General features: G+C 66.0%; 22 protein-coding genes, 1 tRNA gene and 1 pseudogene. 8 read left to right on the top strand and 16 right to left on the bottom strand.

The features are described from left to right. Window positions 1-35 precede the first annotated feature (35 nt). The 4 genes from WBV89_RS01690 to WBV89_RS01675 are packed head-to-tail and all read right to left on the bottom strand — an operon-like array spanning window position 36 to window position 2,391. Window positions 36-863 carry a MerR family transcriptional regulator gene (locus tag WBV89_RS01690; protein ID WP_423979607.1) on the bottom strand — a complete coding sequence of 276 codons (828 nt, stop codon included), beginning with the start codon at window positions 861-863 and terminating at the stop codon, window positions 36-38. Next, window positions 856-1,344 carry an FHA domain-containing protein gene (locus WBV89_RS01685; protein ID WP_423979606.1) on the bottom strand — a complete coding sequence of 163 codons (489 nt, stop codon included), beginning with the start codon at window positions 1,342-1,344 and terminating at the stop codon, window positions 856-858. Before WBV89_RS01685 ends, WBV89_RS01690 begins: the two co-directional genes overlap by 8 nt. A gap of 10 nt (window positions 1,345-1,354) precedes the next feature. Further along, complete coding sequence (gene gcvH, locus WBV89_RS01680; RefSeq protein WP_423979605.1) at window positions 1,355-1,735, bottom strand: glycine cleavage system protein GcvH; 381 nt, start codon at window positions 1,733-1,735, stop codon at window positions 1,355-1,357. Then, complete coding sequence (locus WBV89_RS01675) at window positions 1,732-2,391, bottom strand: CDP-alcohol phosphatidyltransferase family protein (RefSeq protein ID WP_423979604.1); 660 nt, start codon at window positions 2,389-2,391, stop codon at window positions 1,732-1,734. Before WBV89_RS01675 ends, gcvH begins: the two co-directional genes overlap by 4 nt. 49 nt (window positions 2,392-2,440) lie before the next feature. On the opposite strand from WBV89_RS01675, the gene WBV89_RS01670 reads away from it, so the two are divergent. Further along, entirely contained in the window at window positions 2,441-2,845 is a 405-nt protein-coding gene (locus tag WBV89_RS01670; protein ID WP_423979603.1) for an HIT family protein, read from the top strand. Here WBV89_RS01670 and WBV89_RS01665 read toward each other — a convergent pair. Continuing rightward, window positions 2,817-3,584: an SOS response-associated peptidase gene (locus tag WBV89_RS01665; protein ID WP_423979602.1), complete on the bottom strand. Its 768-nt coding sequence runs from the start codon at window positions 3,582-3,584 to the stop codon at window positions 2,817-2,819. The two genes, WBV89_RS01670 and WBV89_RS01665, sit on opposite strands and share 29 nt — an antisense overlap. A 1-nt stretch (window position 3,585) precedes the next feature. Beyond that, entirely contained in the window at window positions 3,586-3,954 is a 369-nt protein-coding gene (locus tag WBV89_RS01660; RefSeq protein WP_423979601.1) for an ArsR/SmtB family transcription factor, read from the bottom strand. 127 nt (window positions 3,955-4,081) lie between these two features. Here WBV89_RS01660 and WBV89_RS01655 point away from each other — a divergent pair, with 127 nt between their 5' ends. From WBV89_RS01655 to WBV89_RS01645, 3 genes are all read left to right on the top strand, one after another. Continuing rightward, a complete protein-coding gene (locus tag WBV89_RS01655; protein WP_423979600.1) occupies window positions 4,082-5,158 on the top strand; it encodes a phosphotransferase family protein in 1,077 nt (358 codons plus the stop codon). Between the two features lie 237 nt (window positions 5,159-5,395). Continuing rightward, the gene (locus tag WBV89_RS01650; RefSeq protein ID WP_423979599.1) at window positions 5,396-7,846 is read left to right on the top strand and encodes a hypothetical protein; all 2,451 of its coding nucleotides are present in this window, start codon (window positions 5,396-5,398) and stop codon (window positions 7,844-7,846) included. Between the two features lie 243 nt (window positions 7,847-8,089). Further along, complete coding sequence (locus WBV89_RS01645; protein WP_423979597.1) at window positions 8,090-8,860, top strand: PASTA domain-containing protein; 771 nt, start codon at window positions 8,090-8,092, stop codon at window positions 8,858-8,860. Here the strand turns inward: WBV89_RS01645 and WBV89_RS01640 are convergent. The 8 genes and pseudogenes from WBV89_RS01640 to WBV89_RS01605 form a co-directional block, all read right to left on the bottom strand. Next, window positions 8,762-9,163 carry a PIN domain nuclease gene (locus tag WBV89_RS01640; RefSeq protein WP_423979596.1) on the bottom strand — a complete coding sequence of 134 codons (402 nt, stop codon included), beginning with the start codon at window positions 9,161-9,163 and terminating at the stop codon, window positions 8,762-8,764. The two genes, WBV89_RS01645 and WBV89_RS01640, sit on opposite strands and share 99 nt — an antisense overlap. Then, window positions 9,163-9,357 (bottom strand): hypothetical protein, encoded by a 195-nt coding sequence (locus WBV89_RS01635; RefSeq protein ID WP_423979595.1) that lies wholly within the window; start codon window positions 9,355-9,357, stop codon window positions 9,163-9,165. Before WBV89_RS01635 ends, WBV89_RS01640 begins: the two co-directional genes overlap by 1 nt. Before the next feature lie 176 nt (window positions 9,358-9,533). Then, window positions 9,534-10,412 (bottom strand): hypothetical protein, encoded by an 879-nt coding sequence (locus WBV89_RS01630; RefSeq protein WP_423979620.1) that lies wholly within the window; start codon window positions 10,410-10,412, stop codon window positions 9,534-9,536. Between the two features lie 25 nt (window positions 10,413-10,437). Next, window positions 10,438-10,539: pseudogene (locus WBV89_RS01625) on the bottom strand (SigE family RNA polymerase sigma factor); the annotation flags it as partial. Between the two features lie 599 nt (window positions 10,540-11,138). After that, window positions 11,139-11,212 (bottom strand) — tRNA-Pro (locus WBV89_RS01620). An 84-nt stretch (window positions 11,213-11,296) separates the two neighbouring features. Then, window positions 11,297-11,524 carry a hypothetical protein gene (locus tag WBV89_RS01615; protein WP_423979594.1) on the bottom strand — a complete coding sequence of 76 codons (228 nt, stop codon included), beginning with the start codon at window positions 11,522-11,524 and terminating at the stop codon, window positions 11,297-11,299. A 1-nt stretch (window position 11,525) separates the two neighbouring features. After that, entirely contained in the window at window positions 11,526-12,896 is a 1,371-nt protein-coding gene (gene der / locus WBV89_RS01610; protein WP_423979593.1) for a ribosome biogenesis GTPase Der, read from the bottom strand. Next, window positions 12,893-14,314: a DUF512 domain-containing protein gene (locus WBV89_RS01605; RefSeq protein WP_423979592.1), complete on the bottom strand. Its 1,422-nt coding sequence runs from the start codon at window positions 14,312-14,314 to the stop codon at window positions 12,893-12,895. Before WBV89_RS01605 ends, der begins: the two co-directional genes overlap by 4 nt. A gap of 48 nt (window positions 14,315-14,362) precedes the next feature. Here WBV89_RS01605 and ispH point away from each other — a divergent pair, with 48 nt between their 5' ends. Further along, the gene (ispH, locus tag WBV89_RS01600; protein ID WP_423979591.1) at window positions 14,363-15,427 is read left to right on the top strand and encodes a 4-hydroxy-3-methylbut-2-enyl diphosphate reductase; all 1,065 of its coding nucleotides are present in this window, start codon (window positions 14,363-14,365) and stop codon (window positions 15,425-15,427) included. Window positions 15,428-15,475: 48 nt separating this feature from the next. Here ispH and WBV89_RS01595 read toward each other — a convergent pair whose 3' ends face one another. Both WBV89_RS01595 and WBV89_RS01590 read right to left on the bottom strand, forming a co-directional pair. Beyond that, entirely contained in the window at window positions 15,476-16,687 is a 1,212-nt protein-coding gene (locus tag WBV89_RS01595; RefSeq protein ID WP_423979589.1) for an acyl-CoA dehydrogenase family protein, read from the bottom strand. A gap of 59 nt (window positions 16,688-16,746) precedes the next feature. After that, on the bottom strand, window positions 16,747-17,415 hold the full coding sequence (locus WBV89_RS01590) for a transglutaminase family protein (protein WP_423979588.1): 669 nt from the start codon (window positions 17,413-17,415) through the stop codon (window positions 16,747-16,749). Window positions 17,416-17,477: 62 nt separating this feature from the next. Here WBV89_RS01590 and WBV89_RS01585 point away from each other — a divergent pair, with 62 nt between their 5' ends. The 3 genes from WBV89_RS01585 to WBV89_RS01575 form a co-directional block, all read left to right on the top strand. Next, entirely contained in the window at window positions 17,478-19,031 is a 1,554-nt protein-coding gene (locus tag WBV89_RS01585; protein WP_423979587.1) for an AMP-binding protein, read from the top strand. A 65-nt stretch (window positions 19,032-19,096) separates the two neighbouring features. After that, window positions 19,097-19,852: a glycerophosphodiester phosphodiesterase gene (locus WBV89_RS01580; RefSeq protein WP_423979586.1), complete on the top strand. Its 756-nt coding sequence runs from the start codon at window positions 19,097-19,099 to the stop codon at window positions 19,850-19,852. Between the two features lie 60 nt (window positions 19,853-19,912). Next, window positions 19,913-21,201, top strand: a 1,289-nt coding sequence (locus tag WBV89_RS01575) for a gamma-glutamyltransferase family protein (RefSeq protein WP_423979585.1), incomplete at its 3' end; no start/stop codon positions are given.

The raw sequence follows: 21,201 nt of genomic DNA, 5'->3' as shown, positions 1-21,201 counted from the left end.
CTCGGCTCCGACCGTGTTTCTCCGGGCGGCCCGATTCAGCTGTCGATGTGACGGCGCAGCAGTGTGCGCATCATCGCCGAACGGAGTTGACCGCCGAGCGTGGCCAGTTCGGTCAACTGCGCGACCGCGTTGTCGTTCGACTCGGGATTGCGCTGGCGCAGCAGCGGCTGGATCACCTGCTCGAAGAGGCCCGCTTCGCGATCGGCGGCGACCTTCCAGCCGCGGATGTGGCGGGCATCGACCCCGAGGGTGAGGAACCGTTTCGCGATCCGGGCGATCTCGAGTGCGTCCTCGTCGTAGGTCGCGGACTCGGAGGGAACGATCACACCGTACGACTGGAGCTGCTCGAGTTGTTCTGCGCTGAGTCCCGACATCGAGCAGATCTCGGCGGCGTCGAGGACGACCCCCGCCGGGAGATTGAGGTCTCCGGTGTCGTCGCCGGTGCGCGCAGGACGGGTCATCCCCCCGCTCGTCGCGTGGTTCCCCGACCCCATGGCGGCGGGATGGCGTGACGTCCCGAGCGAGGGATCGACGACGCTGGTGTCGTCGGGGATGTTTGCGATACCGCGGGGACGAGGGACCTCGTTCGTCGGATCGATCTCGCCGGTGTCGAGGCGGTCCTTGATGACCTTGAGCGGCAGGAAGTTGTCCTTCTGCTCACGCAGGATGCACCGCAGCAGCTCGACATCGTGGTCGTAGAACTTGCGGTATCCCGAGGCCGTGCGCTCGGGCTCGATCAGGCCTTGACTCTCCAGGAACCGGATCTTCGAGATCGTGATGTCCGGAAACTCCTCCAGCAGCAAACCGAGCACCTCACCGATCGACAGGTGCGAGTTGGTGGTGGCGGTGTTCTCCTCAAGCATCGTTTCGCTCGAAGAAGACGAGGCGGAACTTGCCGACCTGCAGTTCGTCGCCGTGACGGAGCAGGGCGCGGTCGATCCGCTCCTGGTTGACGTAGGTCCCGTTGAGAGAGCCACCGTCACTCGCGACGTAGCCGTCCGGTGTCCGCGCGATGTCGACGTGGCGGCGCGAGACCGTGATGTCATCGAGACTGATCTCGCTGTCGGGGTGGCGACCCAGCCGCGTCAGGTCGTTGTCGAGGGTGAATCGATCACCGGCCTGCTCGCCGGCGCGCACGATCAGCACGCCGGTCTCGCTGGGCAGATCTCCGACGGGGATGACGAGATCGTCGTCGGCCCCGGCCGCATCCTGCAGCGGGTCGATGCGCGTGAGGTTGATCGTCCGATCGTCGAGTCGATCGAGCGGCGATCCGCAGCTCGAACAGAACGCGCTCGTCGGCGGGTTGCGGTGGCCGCACTGGTTGCAGAAGACGTACTCGGTCATCGTGATCCAGTCATCCCTCGATGAGTTCTCGGTAGGCACCCGCATCGAGCAGCGCATCGAACTGCGTCGGGTCGGACATGTCGATCCGGCAGATCCAGCCGTCGCCGTACGGATCGGAGTTGAGGAGTTCGGGCTGCTCGTCGAGCAACGGGTTGGCCTCCGAGATCGTGCCACTCACGGGTGCGTAGATGTCGCTCACCGACTTCGTGCTCTCGACCTCGGTGAACGTGTCGCTCGCAGCGACGACTTGGCCGACTTCGGGGAGTTCGACGAAAACGACGTCGCCCAGTGAGTCCTGCGCGAAGTCGGTGATGCCGATGGTGACCGTGTCGCCGTCGCGCGAGATCCACTCGTGATCGGAGGAGTACCGGAGTTCGTCTGGAACGTTCATGGGCCTTCAGTTCGGGTCGAGGTTGACGGTGAGGTCGCAGTGCGCCCGGCGGCGATGCCCGCACGGATGAGTGGAATATAGGCGATTGCCGTCCAGTAGCTGAGAACGAGACCGGGAATGCCGAGCACCCACGCCAGAACCGCGAAGAAGTCAGCCTCCCAGACGTCGGTCGATCCGATCAGAAAGCTGGGCACGGCGCCCATCAGGAGGAAGGTCGCGCACTTGCCGAGCCACGTGACACCGAACCGCTGCATGTGCAAGAAGAGGGTGGAGAAGGCGATCACTCCCCCGACCAGGATCTCGCGCACGAGAACGGCGACAGCGAACCAGACCGGGATCGATCCGTCGATGATGATCGCCGTGACGGACACGATGAACAGGAGTCGGTCGACGGTCGGGTCGAAGATCTTTCCGAACTCACTCGTCTGGTCGAAGCGGCGGGCGATGTAGCCGTCGACCCAATCGGTGGCGCCGAGACCGGCGAGCAACCAGGCGGCGCCCGCCTTGTTCTCCTCGACGAACAGCAGGTACAGGAAGAGCGGGAGACAGAGCAGCCGGATCAGCGTGACCAGGTTCGGAACGGTCCAGATGCCGTCGAAGATCCCCTCGGCGGGCTGGTCGGACGCCTCCTCGACGGTGGTGTCCTCGAAGTTCACCGTTCCAGCGTACGCGCCGTCGCTGCCTGATGCGGCATGATCGGTGGTGATGAGCACCGTCTTCACCAAGATCATCGCCGGTGAGATCCCCGGCACGTTCGTTCATCGGGATGACCGCTGTGTCGTGTTCATGTCGATCAACCCGATGGCGCCCGGACACGCGCTCGTCGTGCCGATCGCGGAGATCGAGCACTGGATCGACGTTCCGGAGGACCTGCTCGCGCATCTGTTCTCGGTGTCGCACCGCGTCGCTCGGGCTCAGGAGCAGGCGTTCGACTGCGAGAAGGTCGGCATGATCATCGCCGGGTACGAGGTTCCGCACACCCACATCCACCTCGTGCCGACGACCGACATGAGTCAGCTGAGCTTCGCCAACGCTGCCGCGTCGGTCGATCCCTCGGATCTCGAAACGTGGGCGGGCGCGATCAGAACAGCGATGTCGACGCCGGACTGAGCGGGTCGATCTCGTCGATCAGTTCGGGGGTGTTGTTCCGCACGCTGTTGACGTCCGTCGAAACCGGATACATCTCGAGCGAACGGTCGGCGCTCATGTCGAACAGCGTCGACAGGGACTCGATGTCGTCATTGCCGGGGTCGAGCCATTCGACCCATCGTGATCGCGGCACCAGAACGGGCATCCGATCGTGGACCGGGGCCATCGTCTCGTTCGCCGCGGTGGTGACCACGGTCGCGCTGTGGAGCCAGCGCGGTACCCCGTTCTCGTCGGGCGGCGCGTCGGTGTCCTTCCAGGCCGACCACAGACCGGCGACGGCAAGCGGTTCGTCGTCGCTGCGGTGGATGAACATCGGCTGCTTGGCCGGCTTGCCCTTCGCGGTGAGCGGTCCGACCGCCGTACCGACCTTCCATTCGTAGAAACCGTCCATCGGGATGAGCAGGCGCTTCTTCTTGAACAGCCCCTTGAACGCCGGCTTCTCCGCGAGCGTCTCCGAACGAGCGTTGATCATCCGGGACGCGATCTTGCGATCCTTCGCCCAGCTGGGGATCAGGCCCCAGTGGAACGCCTCGAGTCGGGGCGTGCTGTCCGCATCGCCGCCCTTGGGTGCCACGACCCCGTACACGTCGTGGGTGGGTGCGACGTTGAAGTTCTCACCGAGCGTCTCCACCGCGATCTCGGCTCCGAAGTACGCCGCGATCTGATCCGGCGGGCTGGTGGCGACGAAGCGGCCGCACATCTCAGGACTCCGTACCGGCCGGGACGACGATCGAGCCGAGCGAGCCGGCGAGGTCGTCGACGGCCGATGCGGCGAGGCGATACCAGATCCATCGCCCGCGCTTGTCCCCTTCGACGAGACCGGCTTCGGTGAGCACCTTCAGATGGTGCGAAACCGTGGGCTGTGACTTCTCGAGTGGCCCGACGAAATCGCAGGCGCACACCTCCCCTGCTGGGGCATTCGCGATGATCGACAACACCTGGAGCCGAACCGGGTCGGCTGCGGCGGCGAGGCGCGTGGCGAGCGCGTCGGCGGTGCCTCGGTCGATCCATCCGGTGCTGCCGGCGCAACAGGGGTCGGAGCCGGAGATCATTGTGGTGCTGTCGGTCATGTCGAGATGTCGTCGATTTCGCTGGGATTGATCCTGCGATCCACCGTACCGGGCTCCGCTGTCCCGCAGCTGACGCGCGAGGCGCTCCGAGCCGGGGCCCAGCAGTGACGACGGTCATACTGGTGCGATGGACGAGGTCACGATTCCCGATACCCCCGACGGCATCGATGCGCAGTGGCTGAACAACGCGCTGACCGGGTGGCCCGAGATCACATCGGTCGAACACGACGACATCGGCGAGGGCACCGGAATCTTCGGCCAGATCTCGCGGCTCGACGTCGGATATGCCGGGGACGCCGGATCATCGCCGAGCCGGATGGTGGTCAAGATGGCGTGTCTCGAGCCGGAGAACCTCGCGATCGCCAACGCACTGGGCATCTACGAGCGCGAACTCCGCTTCTACGAGGAGCTCGCCTCGACGATGCCGTTCCGGATTCCGGCCAGCTACCTCGTGCAGCGTGGCGGTGACGGACGGTTCGTGTTGATCATCGAGGATCTGGCCGGTGATTTCGTGGTCGGCGACCAGGTCGTCGGTGCGACACCGGCGCAGGCCGATGCGGTGGTCGACGCGCTGGTCCCCTTCCACGTCCAGTGGTGGGAGCACCCGGACCTCGAGTCGATGGACTGGCTTCCGGTCCCGAACGCTCCGGAGTATCGGGCTGCCGTCCCCGGGATCTATCGGGCCGGGCTCCCCGTCCTCGAGGCCGAATGGACCGACCGGGTGTCACCCGAGGCACTGGCCGCCGCTCGCGCCGTCGAGCCGCGATTCGAGGATCTGATGGACCGAACGTCCACGGGGCCACGCACGATCATCCACACCGACACGCGACTGGACAACGTTCTGTTCGCGAGTGACGGATCGAACGAGGTGGCGGTGATCGACTTCCAACTCGCGTTGCGGGGACGAGCGGTGGCCGACATCGCGTACCTGATCGGCACGAGCATGACGATCGAGGACGGAGCCGCCCATTGGGAACGACTGTTGCGCCGCTGGCACGAAGCCGTCACGGACACCGGGATCGACTACGAGTGGGACGACTGCGTCCTGCACTACAAGGAGGCAGCGATGTACTACCTGTCGGGAGCGATGTCGCTCATCGGCACGTTCGACGCCGGCAACGAGCGCGGCGCGGCGATGGTGTATGCGTATTCGACGCGGATCCTCGAACACGTCGCGGACATCGGGGCAACGGCCGAGCTGTGATCGATACCCGGTGATACGTGCGGTCATTCCGAACGTCGGGCCGGGGGCGCGGCGCCGTTCCCGGCCCCTTCGCTGGGTGGTCGTGCGATTGTGACTTCCGACCGGGGGCCGTGATATCGCTGGACGGGCGGACCCGCCATCGGTACCGTCGAACACGAGATACCGAGTCGGTGTCGATGTCTGCGGGAAGTGTCCTCCGCTCCGAATGGCCTCGTCTTGGTCCAGCGGGGGGTTGCAATGGGGACGTCGACCGACACGAATTTCCACGACCACGACGGGTCGTTCGAGATCGCAGCGACACCATTTCGGGAGGCTGCGCCATCGTCGTCCGTGGAAGGTGACGCTGATGTCGGTCAGCGGTTCCGCGGCTCCTTCGAGATCTCGCCGGACTACCGCTACTTCGTCAGCAACCGCACGCCGTACCTCATCCAGATCGTCCACCCCGACGACCGGTTCGGCGAGTTGCACATCCCGCCGCTCGCCGAGCGCGTGGTCAAGGGCGACCGACTCCAACCGTTCGAGGACCTGCTGCGACCGCATCGGCAGCGTCACGAGGTCCTCGTCCGGCGTTACGTCGAGACGATCTCCTTCGTCGACACCCTGATCTGGGTTGCGTGGTTGTCGCTGGCCGTGGTCGCAGGCATCGCGATCTTCGACATCCTCCGGTTCGGCACACTGTTGCGGTCCGAGTTCGGCGTCGCGGCCGCGATCGGTGTGGTCGTGCTCGCGGTGTTGCTGGTCGCTGGAGCGGTGCGCGAACTCGATCGAAAGAAGCGAGCTTCACGCGAGGGGTCCGATGCCGGCGATGTCGCATTCGGGATCGGTGGGTCGTACTCCGACGGCAATCAGACCGCGCGCAATGCACGACAGTTCCTCACTCTCGCGATCGTCCTGTTGGTGGGGGCAGCGATGCCGACCGCCGGTGTCCTCGTCGCGACCGATGCGAGCGACTACCTCGTGATGAACGGAGGTCTGCGGGTCAAATCGGGCCTCGAGAGTCGCCTGGTTGCCCGACTCATCCAGATCACCTACACATGCGTCCTGTCGCTCTTCCCCGCACTGTTGTTCTTCCAGTTCGATCGAATGCGGGCGGGAAGCATCCGCAGCACCTGGGTCCGAGCTCTGTTCCGAATGGATGGGCGGATGAGAACGGTTGCCGACATCGACGCCACGTACGGCCACGCGATGTACGAGGCATCGAACAACTCCGACGATTCGGTTCGCGGGCTCGGCGGCAAGAACTCACCGATCGTGATCGCCACGATCCTGATCGCACTGGGCTGGACCGTCCTCGTCATTCGCACCGAGTCGTTCGACTTCTCGGGCGCCGCGAACGCATCGCAACTCACGCTCGTCGCCGAGCAGCAGGCTGCGCTGGCAGCAACTGCAGCCGAAGTCGCGGCGAACGCGTCGACCGAAGGTGAGGCGCAGGCGGCGGCGCTCGACGCTGTGGATGCCGCAGCCGCGGCATCGTCGGCGCAGGAGGCGACCCAAGCGATCGCCGAGACGAGCGCGCAGACCGAGTCGGCGCCCGCCGCGACCGTCGGACGTGAAGTGACGGCACTCGGCACGCTCGAGGAGGCGCAGACGGCCGCGAATGCTGCGAGCGGTGAGGCCGAGCAGTCGATGAAGGCCGCTGCTGCGAACGAGGAAACGATTCAAGCAACGCCGTACTTCCAGATCCTCGCTCCCGACCCGAGCGCCGCGGGAATGGCATTCCTCGGGGCGTACTTCTTCGGCATCTACCTCGTCCTGCGCAGCTACTTCCGCGGGGACCTGCGGGCCAAGCTCTACAACCAGATCACCGCACGGCTCATCACCGTCGTCGTCATCGCGTACCTCATCAACGCAATCCTGTTCCCCTCCACGGATCGACCGGAGATCATCTGGGGGCTCGCGTTCCTGGCGGGAGTCATTCCGACGACCGTCCTCGACGGGATCACGCACCGGGCGCGCGGCATGGTGAAGTCGGTCGCCGGCGACACCTTCGCGGTGAATCGTCCCCTCGAACACATCGACGGAATCGACATCTACGACGCCGGTCGACTCGAGGCCGAGGGTATTCCGGACGTCGCCGCGCTTGCCTCGAGTGACCTCGCCGCGGTCATGCTGCAGACCCGGCTCCCGATCGGTCGCATCGTCGACTGGGCCGACCAGGCGGCGCTCATGGTCGTCGTCGGGATGCCCGGTTCCGACCTCGATCCGCGGGTGCAGTGCTTGCGGACCCGCGGGATTCGAACCGGAACCGATCTGCTCGCCGCATGCGAGCGAGACGGCAGCGCCGACGAGCTCGAGGCCTGTCTCAACATCCCGGCCACCGGCCGCCGTGCCGGGTGGCTGGATCGGGAGGACAGCGACGGCGCGTCGAGGGTGGGGAATGATCTCGATGCCGCCCCATCCGACCGTACGGAAAGCTCGATGATGCGAGCTGGAGCGATCGTCACGCCGGCCGAGATCGCGTCACAGAAGGTCAATGTGGTGGAGTTGTGCCAGGCGATTCGCCGTCAACCGGTGATGGCTCAGATCCTCCAGTGGCGGTCATCGGCGATCGACGATCCGGATCGGTCATGGATCCGGCTCTCGGATGAGAATCAGGGGCGGGTCGCCAGTACCTCGTACTCGGGGCCACTCCCGGGGGCGGCGAACCTCGGTGGCCGGAACGGGCAGAACGGGAACGCGCGAAACTGATGGGGTGCGGAGTCGCGATCCTCGACTCCGCCGAATGGGCGTCGGTCGAGCGGTGCGCCTCCCGAACAGCGTTTCGGTCGGGCGGTCGTTCACGCGGCTGCAGCACTGCTCGTCATCGCCTGCGATGCTGGGCTCGCGCTCGCCAGCACTGGCAGCCGAAGCAACGACGATTCGACTGCAGGCGGACAACCCGCCGGAACAGCGCTGACCGACACCGCCGTACAACCCTCGGCGACGACGACCGTGCCGCAAGGGGCGCCTCCAGCAGCGATCGCCGTGGACGACTCGGCGTGCAGTGACGGCGAAGCCGAGACAACGGTACCGAACGTTGGAGGGATGGCATACCCCGTGGCGGTCGAGGCGCTACGCAGCGTCGGGCTCGACTCTCAAGTGCGTCGCGAGGTCGTATCCGACGGAGTACAGCCCGAACTCGGCGACGGGCACGTCATCGTGGGGCAAGACCCCACAGCCGGAGCATCACTTTCCTGCGGCGACGTCATCGAACTCACCGCAACCACGCTGCCCGTGTACGTCGTCGAGCCCGGCGACACCTGGGCATCGATCGCCGATGCGCACCAAATCGCCGTCGAGGACCTGCTCGATTTCAACAAACCACCGTCCCAGAACTCGACGCCGCCGACCGAACGGTCATGTCACCAGTCGAGATCGGGAGAGTCATCAGGCTCAGCCTCCCCGACCGCACGCTCCGAGCCACCACACCCACGACCACGATTGCCCCACCCACAACCGGCTGAGAGCCGAGCCACAACACCGAACGTCTCGCTCCCGCTGACACCGCTCCAGAACGCGCAACGCTCAACGAGTCCCTCCCCGAGCGGATCGGCACAGGTGCACCCGGCCACACGCGGCGGGAATTTTCAGCCGTTGCTGGCGCACATTGAGTGGCGCGAGAGGTCAGTTGATCGATCCTCGTTCGACGATCCATTCGGTCGGTTGTCCGGTCACGTTTGCGATGTGGTCGAAATCGGCGTCGTAGTGAACCACGATGAGTGATCCCAACTCGGCCACGGCCGCGATCAAGAGGTCAGGAACCTTGCGTCCTCGAAGGCCCTCCGCAGCGAGCGCTCGCTGGACCTGACCGGCGCGATCGAAGTGACGCGCTTCGACGTCGATGCGACGAAACGCGCCGAGGGCGACGACGAGTCGATCCCAGTCGTCACCGTTGCGCGCCGAGAATCCGATCTCGAGGTCTGTCATCGCAGCTCGCGCCAGCCCGTTGCGGTCGAGTTGCTCGATTCGCTGCACGATCGTCGGCTCGCGAAGGCGCGTGATGACACTGGTGTCGAGGAGGTACATCAGCGCCACGCGGCGCCGCGGTCGTCCAGTTCCACCTCTGCCAGAGTCGAGAGCGCGCTGGCGAGCTCAACGCCGCGCTCGCGTGCTGCCGTTCGAAGGGCTTCGTTGACCGTGTCCTTGATCGTCTGGGTGCCCAGCTTGGCGCGGGCGGCATCGAGCGCATCGTCGTCGACATCGATCAGCCGTTTGGTCACGACGCGAGTATATACGGGTATGACTTTTGGATATACGTTGGTGTTTCCCCGCTCGGTATCGTCGCAGCTCCTGGACGGCCACGACCCGCCCAGATCGGCACGACAGCGAGCGGCAGGGTGCTCGGGATGCGCCGCCGGGGTTGCGATCGGCGAGCCCATCGACGCCAGGAAGGGTCTCATTCTTCGAACGAGACGATGACGTCGCCGTCGCCGTCGCCGGCGTGCCCGGTGATCGTGCCGATCGAGATCGTTCCTTGTGGTGCGCCTGCTGGTGTCGCCCACGCTCGGCTGTCGAGACCGGCGACGGCGACGGTCTCAACGCTCAGATTTCGTCCGACCTCGAGGCTCATCTCGATCCGGGTGACCGAGTTGGGTTTGACGCCAGCGAACACATCCTGGTCGGCGCGAGCCGGATCGTCGGCTCTCGCATGGTCCGAGATGGCGCCGACCGTCCACGCCTGCTCGTCTGACGCGGTGCAGGCAAGGTTCTCGCCGGCCACCGAGTTTGTCGCCGTTGCTCCGGATGGGATGTAGCCCATGCTGATGCACTCGGCGCCGGGCCGGGTCGTGGCCAGGGCATACGGGTGGTTGTTGTCAAACCCTCTCCAGGTGGTCGCGAGGTCGACAGCGGCTATCGGGGGGCGCACCGCGGCTGGCCACAACCTCGGAACGAGGTCCTCAGCCAGCGCAACGGGGTCATGTCCCGTGCCGGTTTTCGTGGTGAGTGTCGAGATCGTGCCGGGCCGTTCGCTCCACACGAGTGTGGTCTCTCGGTCGTCACGGATCATGAAGCCGTCGGTCCCTCTCACCGAAAGCCGGGTTGGGGCGCGCGCTTTCGTGAACTGGATGTGGTCGGCTGGGTTCGCATCGATGTGGAGAGTGCGGAGCGAGATCTCGTTCTCTGTCTCGTCAGCGTCGGGCGGGGCTGCGGTCGGGAGGGAGTGGGCTTCGATCTGTCCTTCGAGCTCGGTGCAGGTCAGCGAGCCCTCGTCGACCGTCGCGCTCGTGCACACGACGGTCGACGTGAGTGCCAGGTTCGTTTTCTGGCGAAGCAAACACCCGCACACTTGCTCGCCGACACCCCATCGCCTCAGCGATCTCACCATCGGACCAACCTGCCCAGAACCGCAACCACAGCGCTGCACGATGCCGATACGGAGGGCCGCCGAGCAGATCGAGCATCTCCACCGAACTCTCGAACAAGAACTGATCCGAAGTCTCGTGATGTGTTCCGGCGAGTCGTTGTCCGTTCCCGTGTCGCGGAGCGGTGCCAGGACCGGCACGCATTCACCATCGCTACGCGCAAGTACCCGCCGGGATCGTGGATGTCGTCGAGGCGATCGAGAGAGAGCTGATCAACGACTCCTGGGCGAGTTTTCGCCGACGTCGACGCGGCCAGTCAACGCCGTCGCCCACGCACACCACCCACTGCCGTCCCACCCGACCGCACATGGCACGAGAACGAAACCGCTCCAGAACGCGCGCCCGCTCGGACCGTTCCTCCCGATCAGATCGGCACATGAGGGCGGTGGAACCCGATCAGGTCGTGCGGAGAATCGGTCGGACATCCCACTGACCGCCGTGGCACACAAAGGCCTCAGTCTGTCTGATACCCCGACCGCGGTTGTGCGCTCCACCGTCCGTTCACGAACCCGTTTCCAGTTCTCATGTCGAAGTGAGAGCGTCGGCACCGCCGAAATTGTCCACCCAGTCGTCCACGTGGCCGAAAACAAAGAAAGTCCCGGCCGGAGGGAAAAACCTCTGACCAGGACTCTCGTACGTCGGGCTGACAGGATTTGAACCTGCGACCCCTTGTCCCCCAGACAAGTGCGCTACCAAGCTGCGCCACAGCCCGTGGCGGGCGAAACTCTATCGTCCCTCCGAGTCCGAACCGATGCCCGAATCCTCGATCCTGGATCAGTTCTCGGTGCCGGTCGAGTCAGCTGACCAGCTGGACGAAACGCCATCCGAGGTACACGACGAGCGCCACGACCATCAGCTTGAAGTGCCAGGGCGCCGATTCGTCGTTGGTCTCCTGGTCGTCGGCGTCGTGCGTGTGCTCGGCGTTCTCCCCCAACTGGAGGACCTCGCCACACTGCGGACAGCTGCCGTCGGTGTTGACCGAGTTCGGCGTGTAGTACTTCGCGCACTCCTCACACCACGGCACGTCAGGACTTCTTTCGCACGCGCATCTTGATCGCTGTCGACCCGAGGCCGAACTCCTCCCGAATCGTCCGCTCGATGTAGCGCATGTAGGTGGCCGGGATCTCGCGGTTCACGAAGAGCGTGAACGTGGGCGGATCGGTCGCGCCCTGAACGGCGTACAGGACCTTCGCACCCTTGGGGCCGGGCGCCCGCTGCTGAGCGGCGGCGATGATCTTGTTGATGTCCCGCGTCGGAACGCGGGTGTGGTATTGCGCGATCGACTCCTGCAGGTGTGGGAGCAGTCGGGAGACGTTCTTGCCGGTCAGGGCGGAGATCTTCAGGATCGGCGCATCACCCACGAAGGCGAGTCGACGGTGGAGTTCGGCCATCTTCTCGAGGCGATTCTCGGGGGACACCAGCTCCCATTTGTTCAAGACGAGCAGGATCGGGCAGCCGGACGCATTGACGCGCTCGGCGAGGCGCTGGTCCTGGCTGGTGACGCCCTCGGTCCCGTCGATCACGAGCAGTGCGACGTCGGCATCGTCGATCGCGCGCAGTGCCCGCACCATCGAGTAGTACTCGGCCGAGTCGTCGATCTTGCCCTTGCGGCGCATGCCGGCCGTGTCGATGAAGACCATCGGTCCGTCCTCGGTCTCGACCAGCGTGTCGATCGAGTCCCGCGTCGTTCCGGGCATGTCGTGGACGACCGCGCGCTCCTCCCCCACCAGGCGGTTGAAGAGAGTGCTCTTGCCGACGTTGGGTCGACCCACGATCGCGATCCGGGGTGCTGCGACCTCGTCGTCGCCATCCCAGTCATCGCCGTGCTCATATTCGGCGAAGTCGCGTTGGGCACGAGCCTCCTCGGGGAATCGTGCGATCACTTCGTCGAGCAGGTCGCCGGCGCGTCGCCCGTGAAGCGCACTCACCGGAATCGGGTCGCCCAGTCCGAGCGACATGAACTCCCACCGGTCGGCTTCGCGCCGGTCGTTGTCGGCCTTGTTCGCGATCACCATCACGTCGCGGCGAGTGCGGCGCAGCCAGTTCGCGATCATCGAGTCGTCGTCGGTCAAACCGACCGAGGCGTCGACCACGAACATCACGACGTCAGCGCCGTCCACGGCCTCTTCGACCTGCTTGCTGACCTTGTCGTCGAGGGCCGTGCCGTCGCCGACAGGCATCCAGCCTCCGGTGTCGATCACGAGGAACGGAACCTCGAGCCACGACGCCTCGAGCACTTTGCGATCGCGGGTGATCCCGGGTCGGTCCTCGACGATCGCCTGTTGGCTTCCGATGATCCGGTTGAAGAGGGTGCTCTTGCCGACGTTGGGGCGCCCGATGATGACGACGGTCGGCAGGCCGCCGGTTTCGACGCCTGCAAGTGTGTTGTCGGTCATTTCGTTCCTTCCAGGGCGGCGCGCAGTGCGGCACCGTCGGTTGCGATGACCTCGACCGGTCGTGGCAGATCGGCGATGGCGACGCCGTCGAGAAAGCGGCCGTCGTCGGACAGGCACACGTCGGGCAGCAGATAGCGGTGGCCGGTCGGCTCGGAGGCGAGCACGCGCGAGACGTCCTCGCCGGTCATCAGGCCGGTGACGCCGGTGTTGCCGCCGAAGAAGTCGTTGGCGACGGGCAGCACCCGCACGTCGTCGCGTCCGACCGATTCGATGAGCGGCGTGATCACCGGCGCACCGAGAGTTCCGGTGAGGACGCCGATCGACGCGGTACGCCGCGGTTTCAAGGTGACGCCCTGAGCAGAATGCGCGTCGGTGCCTGGCACCGATGCGCATTTGTGGAGGCCGGTGTAGGCCGCGGGGTTCGGTGGGGCGTCGACGGACGCGAAGAAGCCGCGTTGAACGCCGGTGACGGTGTCGGTGTGGCCGTGGAACTCGGCCTCGAACGTTCGGGCCATCCCGATGCCGTCCTCGTGCATGTGGAAACCGTCGTAGCGCTCGGCGTCGGGGAACGGCCGTTCCGCCATCAGGTAGTACTCATCCGCCGCGTAGACCATCCGACGACCGAGGGTCGCTTCGAACACGTCCTGCCAATCGGCGACGGTGTCGACGACATCCTGCGCCTCCCGGAGCGTGTGGAAGCGCATTGCTTCCTCGCCGTTGAACTTGGAGATGCCGAGTGGCACGACCGCGACCGAGTCGAGTTCGGGATATCGGTCGAGGATGCCGGCCATCGTGTCGTCGAGTACGGCGCCGTCGTTGACACCGGGGCACACGACGATCTGGCCCTTCACCACGATGTCGTGGTCGAGCAGCGCGCGCAGCCAGCGCAAGCTCATCGCACCGCGTGGGTTCTTCAACATGTCGCTCCGCACGTCCGGATCGGTGGCGTGGATGCTGACGTGCAACGGAGACAAGCGCTCGGTGACGACACGCTCGAGGTCGGCCTCGGTGAAACGCGTCAGCGTCGTGAAGTTCCCGTACAGGAACGACAGCCGGTAGTCGTCGTCCTTGAGGTACAGCGAGCGGCGCATGCCCTTGGGGAGCTGGTAGATGAAGCAGAACTCGCAGTGGTTGTCGCAGGTGCGGACACGGTCGAACACCGCACTCGACACCTCGATCCCGAGCGGCGATCCCTCGGGCTTCTCGATCGACATCGAGAACTCGATTCCGCCGCGGGTCACGTCGAGCTCGACCTGGGCTTCGTCGGTCGCCATCTGCCACTCGATGATGTCGCGGGGCATCTCGCCGTTGACCCCGATGATCTCGTCGCCGGTCATCACGCCGACGTCCTCCGCCGGGGAACCGGGCGCGACCGACACCACCAGCGGTGCGAGCGAGCGAGCGAGGGTCTGGGACATAGCCGCTCCACGCTACCGGCGCCGTCGAGTCGGTAGATTGGCGTCGAGATGAGCGCCGACGCCCCGTCACCGACCGGTTCCCGAGTCGAGCAGGTCCTGCTCGCCGAGCCGCGTGGCTTCTGCGCCGGCGTCGAGATGGCGATCAAGGCCCTCGCGTGGATGGTGCGAGCGTTCCCCGCGCCGGTGTACTGCTACCACGAGATCGTCCACAACAAGTTGGTCGTGAAGCGATTCGAGGACCAGGGGGTGATCTTCGTCGACGACATCGAGGAGGTCCCGCCCGGAAGCCCGATCATGCTGTCGGCGCACGGTTCGGCACCCGAGGTGGTCGAGGCCGCTCGGGCCCGTGGATCGTACGTGGTCGACTCGGTGTGCCCGCTCGTCACCAAGGTGCATCACGAGGTGAAGGTGCGAGCCGGCAAGGGATTCCGGATCGTCTACGTGGGCCACGAGGGACACGAGGAAGCCGTCGGCACGATGGCGGTCGCACCCGGCTCGATCGACCGGGTCGAATCGGTCGCCGAGGTCGAGGCTCTCGCCGACACCGACCAGCCCGTCGCGCTGTTGGCGCAGACGACGCTGTCGCACCGAGACTGGAAGGGCGTGGCGGTGGCCGTGAAGGAACGCTTTCCGGATGTGTGGACGCCGGGCCGCAGCGACCTGTGCTTCGCGACGACGAACCGCCAGGCCGCGATCGAGGAACTGGCTCGTCGGTGCGACGCGATCGTCGTCATCGGATCCGGGAACTCGTCGAACACCCTCGCCCTCGAGAAGCTCGCGCGACACGAGGGGTGTGAGCAGGTCTACCGCGTCAACACGGTGGCCGAACTCCCCGACGGCATCGGCGGAGTCGTCGGCGTGACCGCTGGAGCGTCCGCCCCCGAAGAACTCGTCGACGCGGTGATCGACTTCCTCGACCCCGTCGACGGGGTCGAACTGGTGATGGTCACCGACGAAGACGAGTACTTCCCGCCGCCGCGCAACATCCGCGAACTCCAGGCGTCGATCGAGGACGCCTCGACGGTCCTGTTGGGTGGCAGCCTGCTCGACCGTCCGGGCATGGATGATCGCAGTCTCGGGGCCAGCGATGTCCTCGCCGGCCTGGTGCCCTGACGACGACGGCCCGGTCGCCCGGTCCCGGCGTGTTCGGTGCCGGCTCGCTCAGTTCCGCGGAACCTCGCTCCACGGAACGTCGCGATCGACGCGCACGTCACCGGGCAGACCGAGAACCCGTTCGCCCAAGATGTTGCGCATCACCTCCGACGTGCCCCCTTCGATCGAGTTGGCACGGACGCGGAGGAACGCCTTCTGGGGTGTGTCCGACCCCATCGCGGTCTCGGGACGGATCATCTCGTAACTCCCGTAGAGCATCCCGTCGGGACCCATCAGGTCGACGACCAGTTCGTAGATCTCCTTGTTGAGATCGGCGGATGCCATCTTGCCGATCGACCCCTCGGGGCCGGGGTCGCCCATCTTGCGGTTCTGACTGGCGCGGATGTTCGTGAGTCGTGCCACCTCGGCACGGGACCACAGCGACATCATCGCGTCCTTGGTCGCCGGGTTCTGGCGGCTCGGATCGGCGCTCTGCCACGTCCGCACGAGTTCGCCGATCATGCCCGATCCCTTCTGCGGGATGGTTCCGCCGATGGACACGCGCTCGTTCATCAGCGTCGTCAACGAGACGCGCCAGCCGTCACCGGGCTTGCCGAGCATCTCCGACGACGGGATGCGGGTGTCGGAGAAGAAGACCTCGTTGAACTCGGCCTCTCCGGTCATCTGGCGGAGTGGTCGGATGTCGACGGTCGGATCCTGCATGTCGACGACGAACGCCGTCAGTCCCGCGTGTTTCACGGCCTGCGGATCGGTGCGGACGATCAGCAATCCCCACTTCGACAGGTGCGCCAGCGTGGTCCAGACCTTCTGGCCGTTGCAGATCCACTCCTCGCCGTCCTGGACCCCGGTGGCCGAGAGGCCGGCGAAGTCCGATCCCGAACCGGGCTCGGAGAACAGCTGGCACCAGACCTCCTCGCCGGTGAACAGTGGGCGCAGGTAGCGCGCCTTCTGCTCGTCGCTCCCCCATGCCACGACGGTCGGTCCGCACATGCCGTGACCGATCGGATTGCGGAACATTGCATTGGGACCACCCGCGCCGTACACCCGCTCGTTGACCAGACGCTGCAGTTTCGGAGTCAGTCCCAGACCACCGTGGCCCTCGGGGAAATGGATCCACGCGAGACCGCGATCGAATTGCGCGCCGAGGAAATCCATCGGCTTGGTGTCGGCCGGAGGGAAGTTCTCGAGGAGATCGTCGATCAGCGCGTTGACCCGCTGCTCGTCCGCGGAGAGTTCGGTGGCGTTGTCCGTCATCGTCATGCTGCGAAGGTACCGCTGGACGACCGGCCGCATCGAACCCGCTGGAGCGACGGCGAGAATCAGTTGAAGACGGCGGTCGCCCAATCGATCTCGTCGCGCTCGGCCTCGGCCAACTGGGGGATCCGGGCGCGCATCTCCATCACGATCCCGAGGCGCAACTCGTCGGTGCGGCTCTGGAAGATCGCGCGCAGATTGTTCAGCATGCGCACGATGATCGGCTGAGCGAACGTCGGCCGGAGAAAGGTGTCGCTCCACGGGACCTGACCGCGCGTGACGGTCTCGAACAACTCGCGTGCGCCCTGCCGATCGAGTTCGACGCCGGCTCCGAACGGATCGAAGAAGCGCACCGGACCGTCGACGGTGCGGACCAGGAAGTGCGCGGGCATCGCGACCCCGACGAGGCGGACGCCCACCCGTCGAGCCACTTCGATCATCAGCACCGACAGGCTGATCGGGATCCCGACGTGCGTCTGGATCACGCGGTCGAGGCACGAGTTGCGCCAGTCGTAGTACGCGGTTGCGTTGCCGTGGAAACCGAGGTCACCGAACAGGTAGCGGGCGACGCCGTCGACGTCGTCCGACGGGCACTCGGCAGCGAGCAGGTCGAGCGTCGTGAGCCATTCGAGTTCGTCGAGCGGACGCTGGATCGCGCTCGACATGGCCAGGCAGGCTGCGTCGAGACGGAGATCGGGTGCGGTCACCACCTGCCCGAACCGACCGATGCTCATGTCGACGTCACGCTAGCGCTCCATGCTGACCCGAATGTCGGACGCGGCTACGTTTCGACTCCATGTTCCCCGGCGCACATCTCGACACCCACGGTGACAAACCCGCTCTCACGATGGCCGGTTCCGGCTTCACCCAGACCTACACCGAGCTCGACGCTGCGGCGAATCGACTCAGCCGCCTGCTGCGTGCGGCCGGTCTGAATCCCGGTGACCACATCGCGATCTGCATGGAGAACCACGATCGCTACATGGAGGTGATCTGGGGCTGTCACTACGCGGGCTTGATCTACACCGCCGCGTCGTCACGACTGCAGAGCTCGGAGCTCGAGTACATCATCAACGACTGCGGAGCACGGGCGTACATCACCTCGAAGTACAAGGCGGATCAGGCGGGCGAGATCGTGGCGAACACGCCCGATGTCGAACTGCGACTGATGCTCGACGGCACGATCGACGGATACGAGAGCTACGAGACCGCGGTGGAGGGACAGTCGCCCGAACCGCTCGACGAGGAGCGCATCGCCGGGCTCGACATGCTCTACTCGTCGGGAACGACCGGGATGCCGAAGGGCATCGCCCGCGAGTTCCCCAACGAGCCGCTCGACACCTGGAACAACGGTGTCACCGGCGTCTGCCAGCTGCTGTTCGGTGTCGACGACACGAAGCGCTACCTCTCCCCCGCGCCCTTCTACCACGCAGCTCCGTTGCGTTTCTGCATGTCGCAGCACGCGCTCGGCGCCTCGATCGTGGCGATGGAGAACTTCGACGCCGAGCGGTACATCCAGCTCGTCGAGGAGCACCGCATCACCCACAGCCAGGTCGTCCCGACGATGTTCGTGCGCATGCTCAAACTGCCGGAGGAGACCCGGACGCAGTACGACGTGTCGTCGCTCGAGTACGTCATCCATGCCGCCGCCCCGTGTCCGATCCCGACCAAGAAGTCGATGATGGACTGGTTCGGACCGGTCATCCACGAGTACTACGCCGGTTCGGAGGGGAACGGGTTCGTGTACGCCAGCCCGGAGGCATGGCTCGCCCACGAGGGCACCGTCGGATCCCCGCTCAACTGCACGCTGCACATCTGCGGTGAGGACGGTGAAGAAGTCCCCCAGGGTGAGTCGGGCACGGTGTTCTTCGAGGGCGGGGCAGCCTTCGAGTACCACAACGATCCGGAGAAGACGAAGAGTTCTCGCCACGCCAAGGGATGGTCGACCCTCGGTGACGTCGGCTACCTCGATGCGGACGGATTCCTGTACCTGACGGACCGCAAGGCCTACATGATCATCTCCGGCGGTGTGAACATCTATCCGCAGGAAGCCGAGAACGTCCTCGTCACGCACGACAAGGTGATCGACGTCGCGGTTTTCGGCGTCCCGAACGACGACTTCGGCGAAGAGGTCAAGGCCGTCGTCCAGCCACGGCAGATGCCGGCGGATGAGGCCGAGGCGCAGTCGTTGGCGGGCGAGTTGATCCAGTTCTGTCGCAGTCAGATCGCCGACGTCAAGTGCCCCCGCTCGATCGACTTCCGCGACGAGCTCCCCCGCCACCCGACCGGAAAGCTCTACAAGCGACTCCTGAAAGACGAATACTGGAAGGCCGCGGGACGCTCGATCTGAGTGCCGCGACGGGGCGGGTCTGATTCGCCCCATCCACCCCATCACGCTCTGACACACTGCTGATCGTGGACGTTCATCCGTATCTCGATTGGCCCGGGCCGATCGCGTTCGCGCATCGGGGCGGCAATCGGGCGGCGCCCGAGAACACGATGGCGGCGTTCGAACACGCCGTCTCGCTCGGCTACCGGTACCTCGAGACCGACGTCCACCTGACGACCGACGGCACGCTCGTCGCGTTCCACGACCCCGACCTCACCAGGACGTGTGGCATCGACGCCCGCATCGGCGAGATGTCATCGGCCGAGGTCGCCGCGGCCCGCGTGGACGGCTCCCACGAGATCCCGCTGATGTCGGACCTGTTCGAGACGTTCCCCGATGCCCGGTTCAACATCGACGCCAAATCACCGCATTCGGTCGAACCGCTCGTGGAGATGGTGCGCGCGTTCGACGCGATCGATCGGGTGTGTCTCGCGAGTTTCAGCTTTCGGTCGTTGCGCCGGATGAGGTCGCTGGCCGGGCCGACGCTGATGACGAACATGTCACCGATCGAGGTCGCGTCGCTGCGGATCCTCGGTCGCCCGCCGGGCCGACGGCTGCGCGCCGCCCAGGTCCCCCCGTCCGCCGGTCGGATCCGAGTCGTCGACGAGCGGTTCGTCCGGTCGAGTCGCCGGTGTGGCATGCCGGTCCACGTGTGGACGATCGACGATCGTGCGGAGATGGAGCGACTGCTCGATCTCGGCGTCGACGGCATCATGACCGACGACTGCGAGCTCCTGCGCGACGTGCTGGTCCAACGCGGTCGGTGGGTCGACCCGGCCTGAAGTCGCCACGCCACGGGAGCGCGGTCGAGAGCCCGACGTCGATGTCACTACGGTCGTGGCGTGTCGATCGCCAATCCGCCACCACGATCGGTCCGGGCTCCGAACCATCTCGTCGCCTCGGCCGATCACGTCGCAACGTCGGCCGGCGTGGAGATGTTCGCACGCGGTGGCAACGCCGTCGACGCAGCCATCGCGACCAATGCGGCGATGGCCGTCGTCGGACCTCACCTCTGCGGACTCGGCGGGGACCTCTTCGCACTCGTACACGTCGACGGGGAGGTGTACGCGTTGAACGCGTCGGGCCGCGCCGGTTCCGGCGTCAGCGCGCGGGATCTGCGCGATCGGGGTCATACGGCGATGCCGCAACGGCACCACGTCGAGTCGGTGACCGTCCCCGGCTGCGTCGACGGCTGGATCGCACTGCATGAACGATTCGCGACACTGCCGATGGAGGTCCTCCTCGCACCGGCGGAGAGGCTCGCTGCGAACGGATTTCTCGCGAGTGCGCCTTTGGCGGCGATGGTCGGCCACCTCGACGAGCGCAGTCGGCTCGAGCTGCGCGAGCTTGCCGAACAGATCACTCGACGAGGTGACATCGTGCGACGCCCCGGCCTGGCCCTCACGCTCGCGGGGGTCGCCGCATCGGGGCGCGCGGGCTTCTATCAGGGCCCGTTCGGTCAGGGGCTCCAGGAGCTCGGTGACGGCCAGTTCAGCGATTCCGATCTCGCGATGGTCCAGGCCGATTGGGTCGAACCCCTCTCGGCGTCTGCCTTCGGCGTCGACCTGCACACGATCGGCCCCAACTCGCAGGGATACCTCACGCTCGGCGGTGCGCTGCTCGCGACGGACCTCGACCTGCCGGCCAACCCCGACGACGCCCGATGGGCCCACCTCCTGATCGAATCTGCGATCGCCGCCGGCCACGACCGGCCCGACGTCCTGCACGAGGACGCGTCTGGAGATCAGCTCCTCGCCGAGATCGCCACCCGCGTGCACGAGATCGATCGGGAGCATGCGACGACCGACCGTCGCGCTCCCGCAGCCGACGGTGACACGACCTACCTCTGCACCGCGGGTCGGACGCGCGACGGACAGGAGATGGCGGTGTCGCTCATCCAGTCGAACGCGAATGGGTTCGGGAGCCACCTCGTCGAGCCGGCCACGGGCATCAACCTGCACAACCGCGGGCTCGGCTTCTCGCTCACCGCAGCTCATCCGGCGGAGCTCGCGCCCGGTCGCCGTCCGCCGCACACGCTCTCGCCCGCGATGGCGTCCGAGGACGACGGTCAGCTCGCGGCCGTGTTCGGGACGATGGGCGGTGACGCGCAACCGCAGATCCTCCTGCAGCT

The sequence above is a fragment of the Ilumatobacter sp. genome, from assembly GCF_049588435.1.
Classification (GTDB): Bacteria; Actinomycetota; Acidimicrobiia; order Acidimicrobiales; family Ilumatobacteraceae; genus Ilumatobacter_A.
This window is presented reverse-complemented; position numbering and strand designations above follow the sequence as displayed.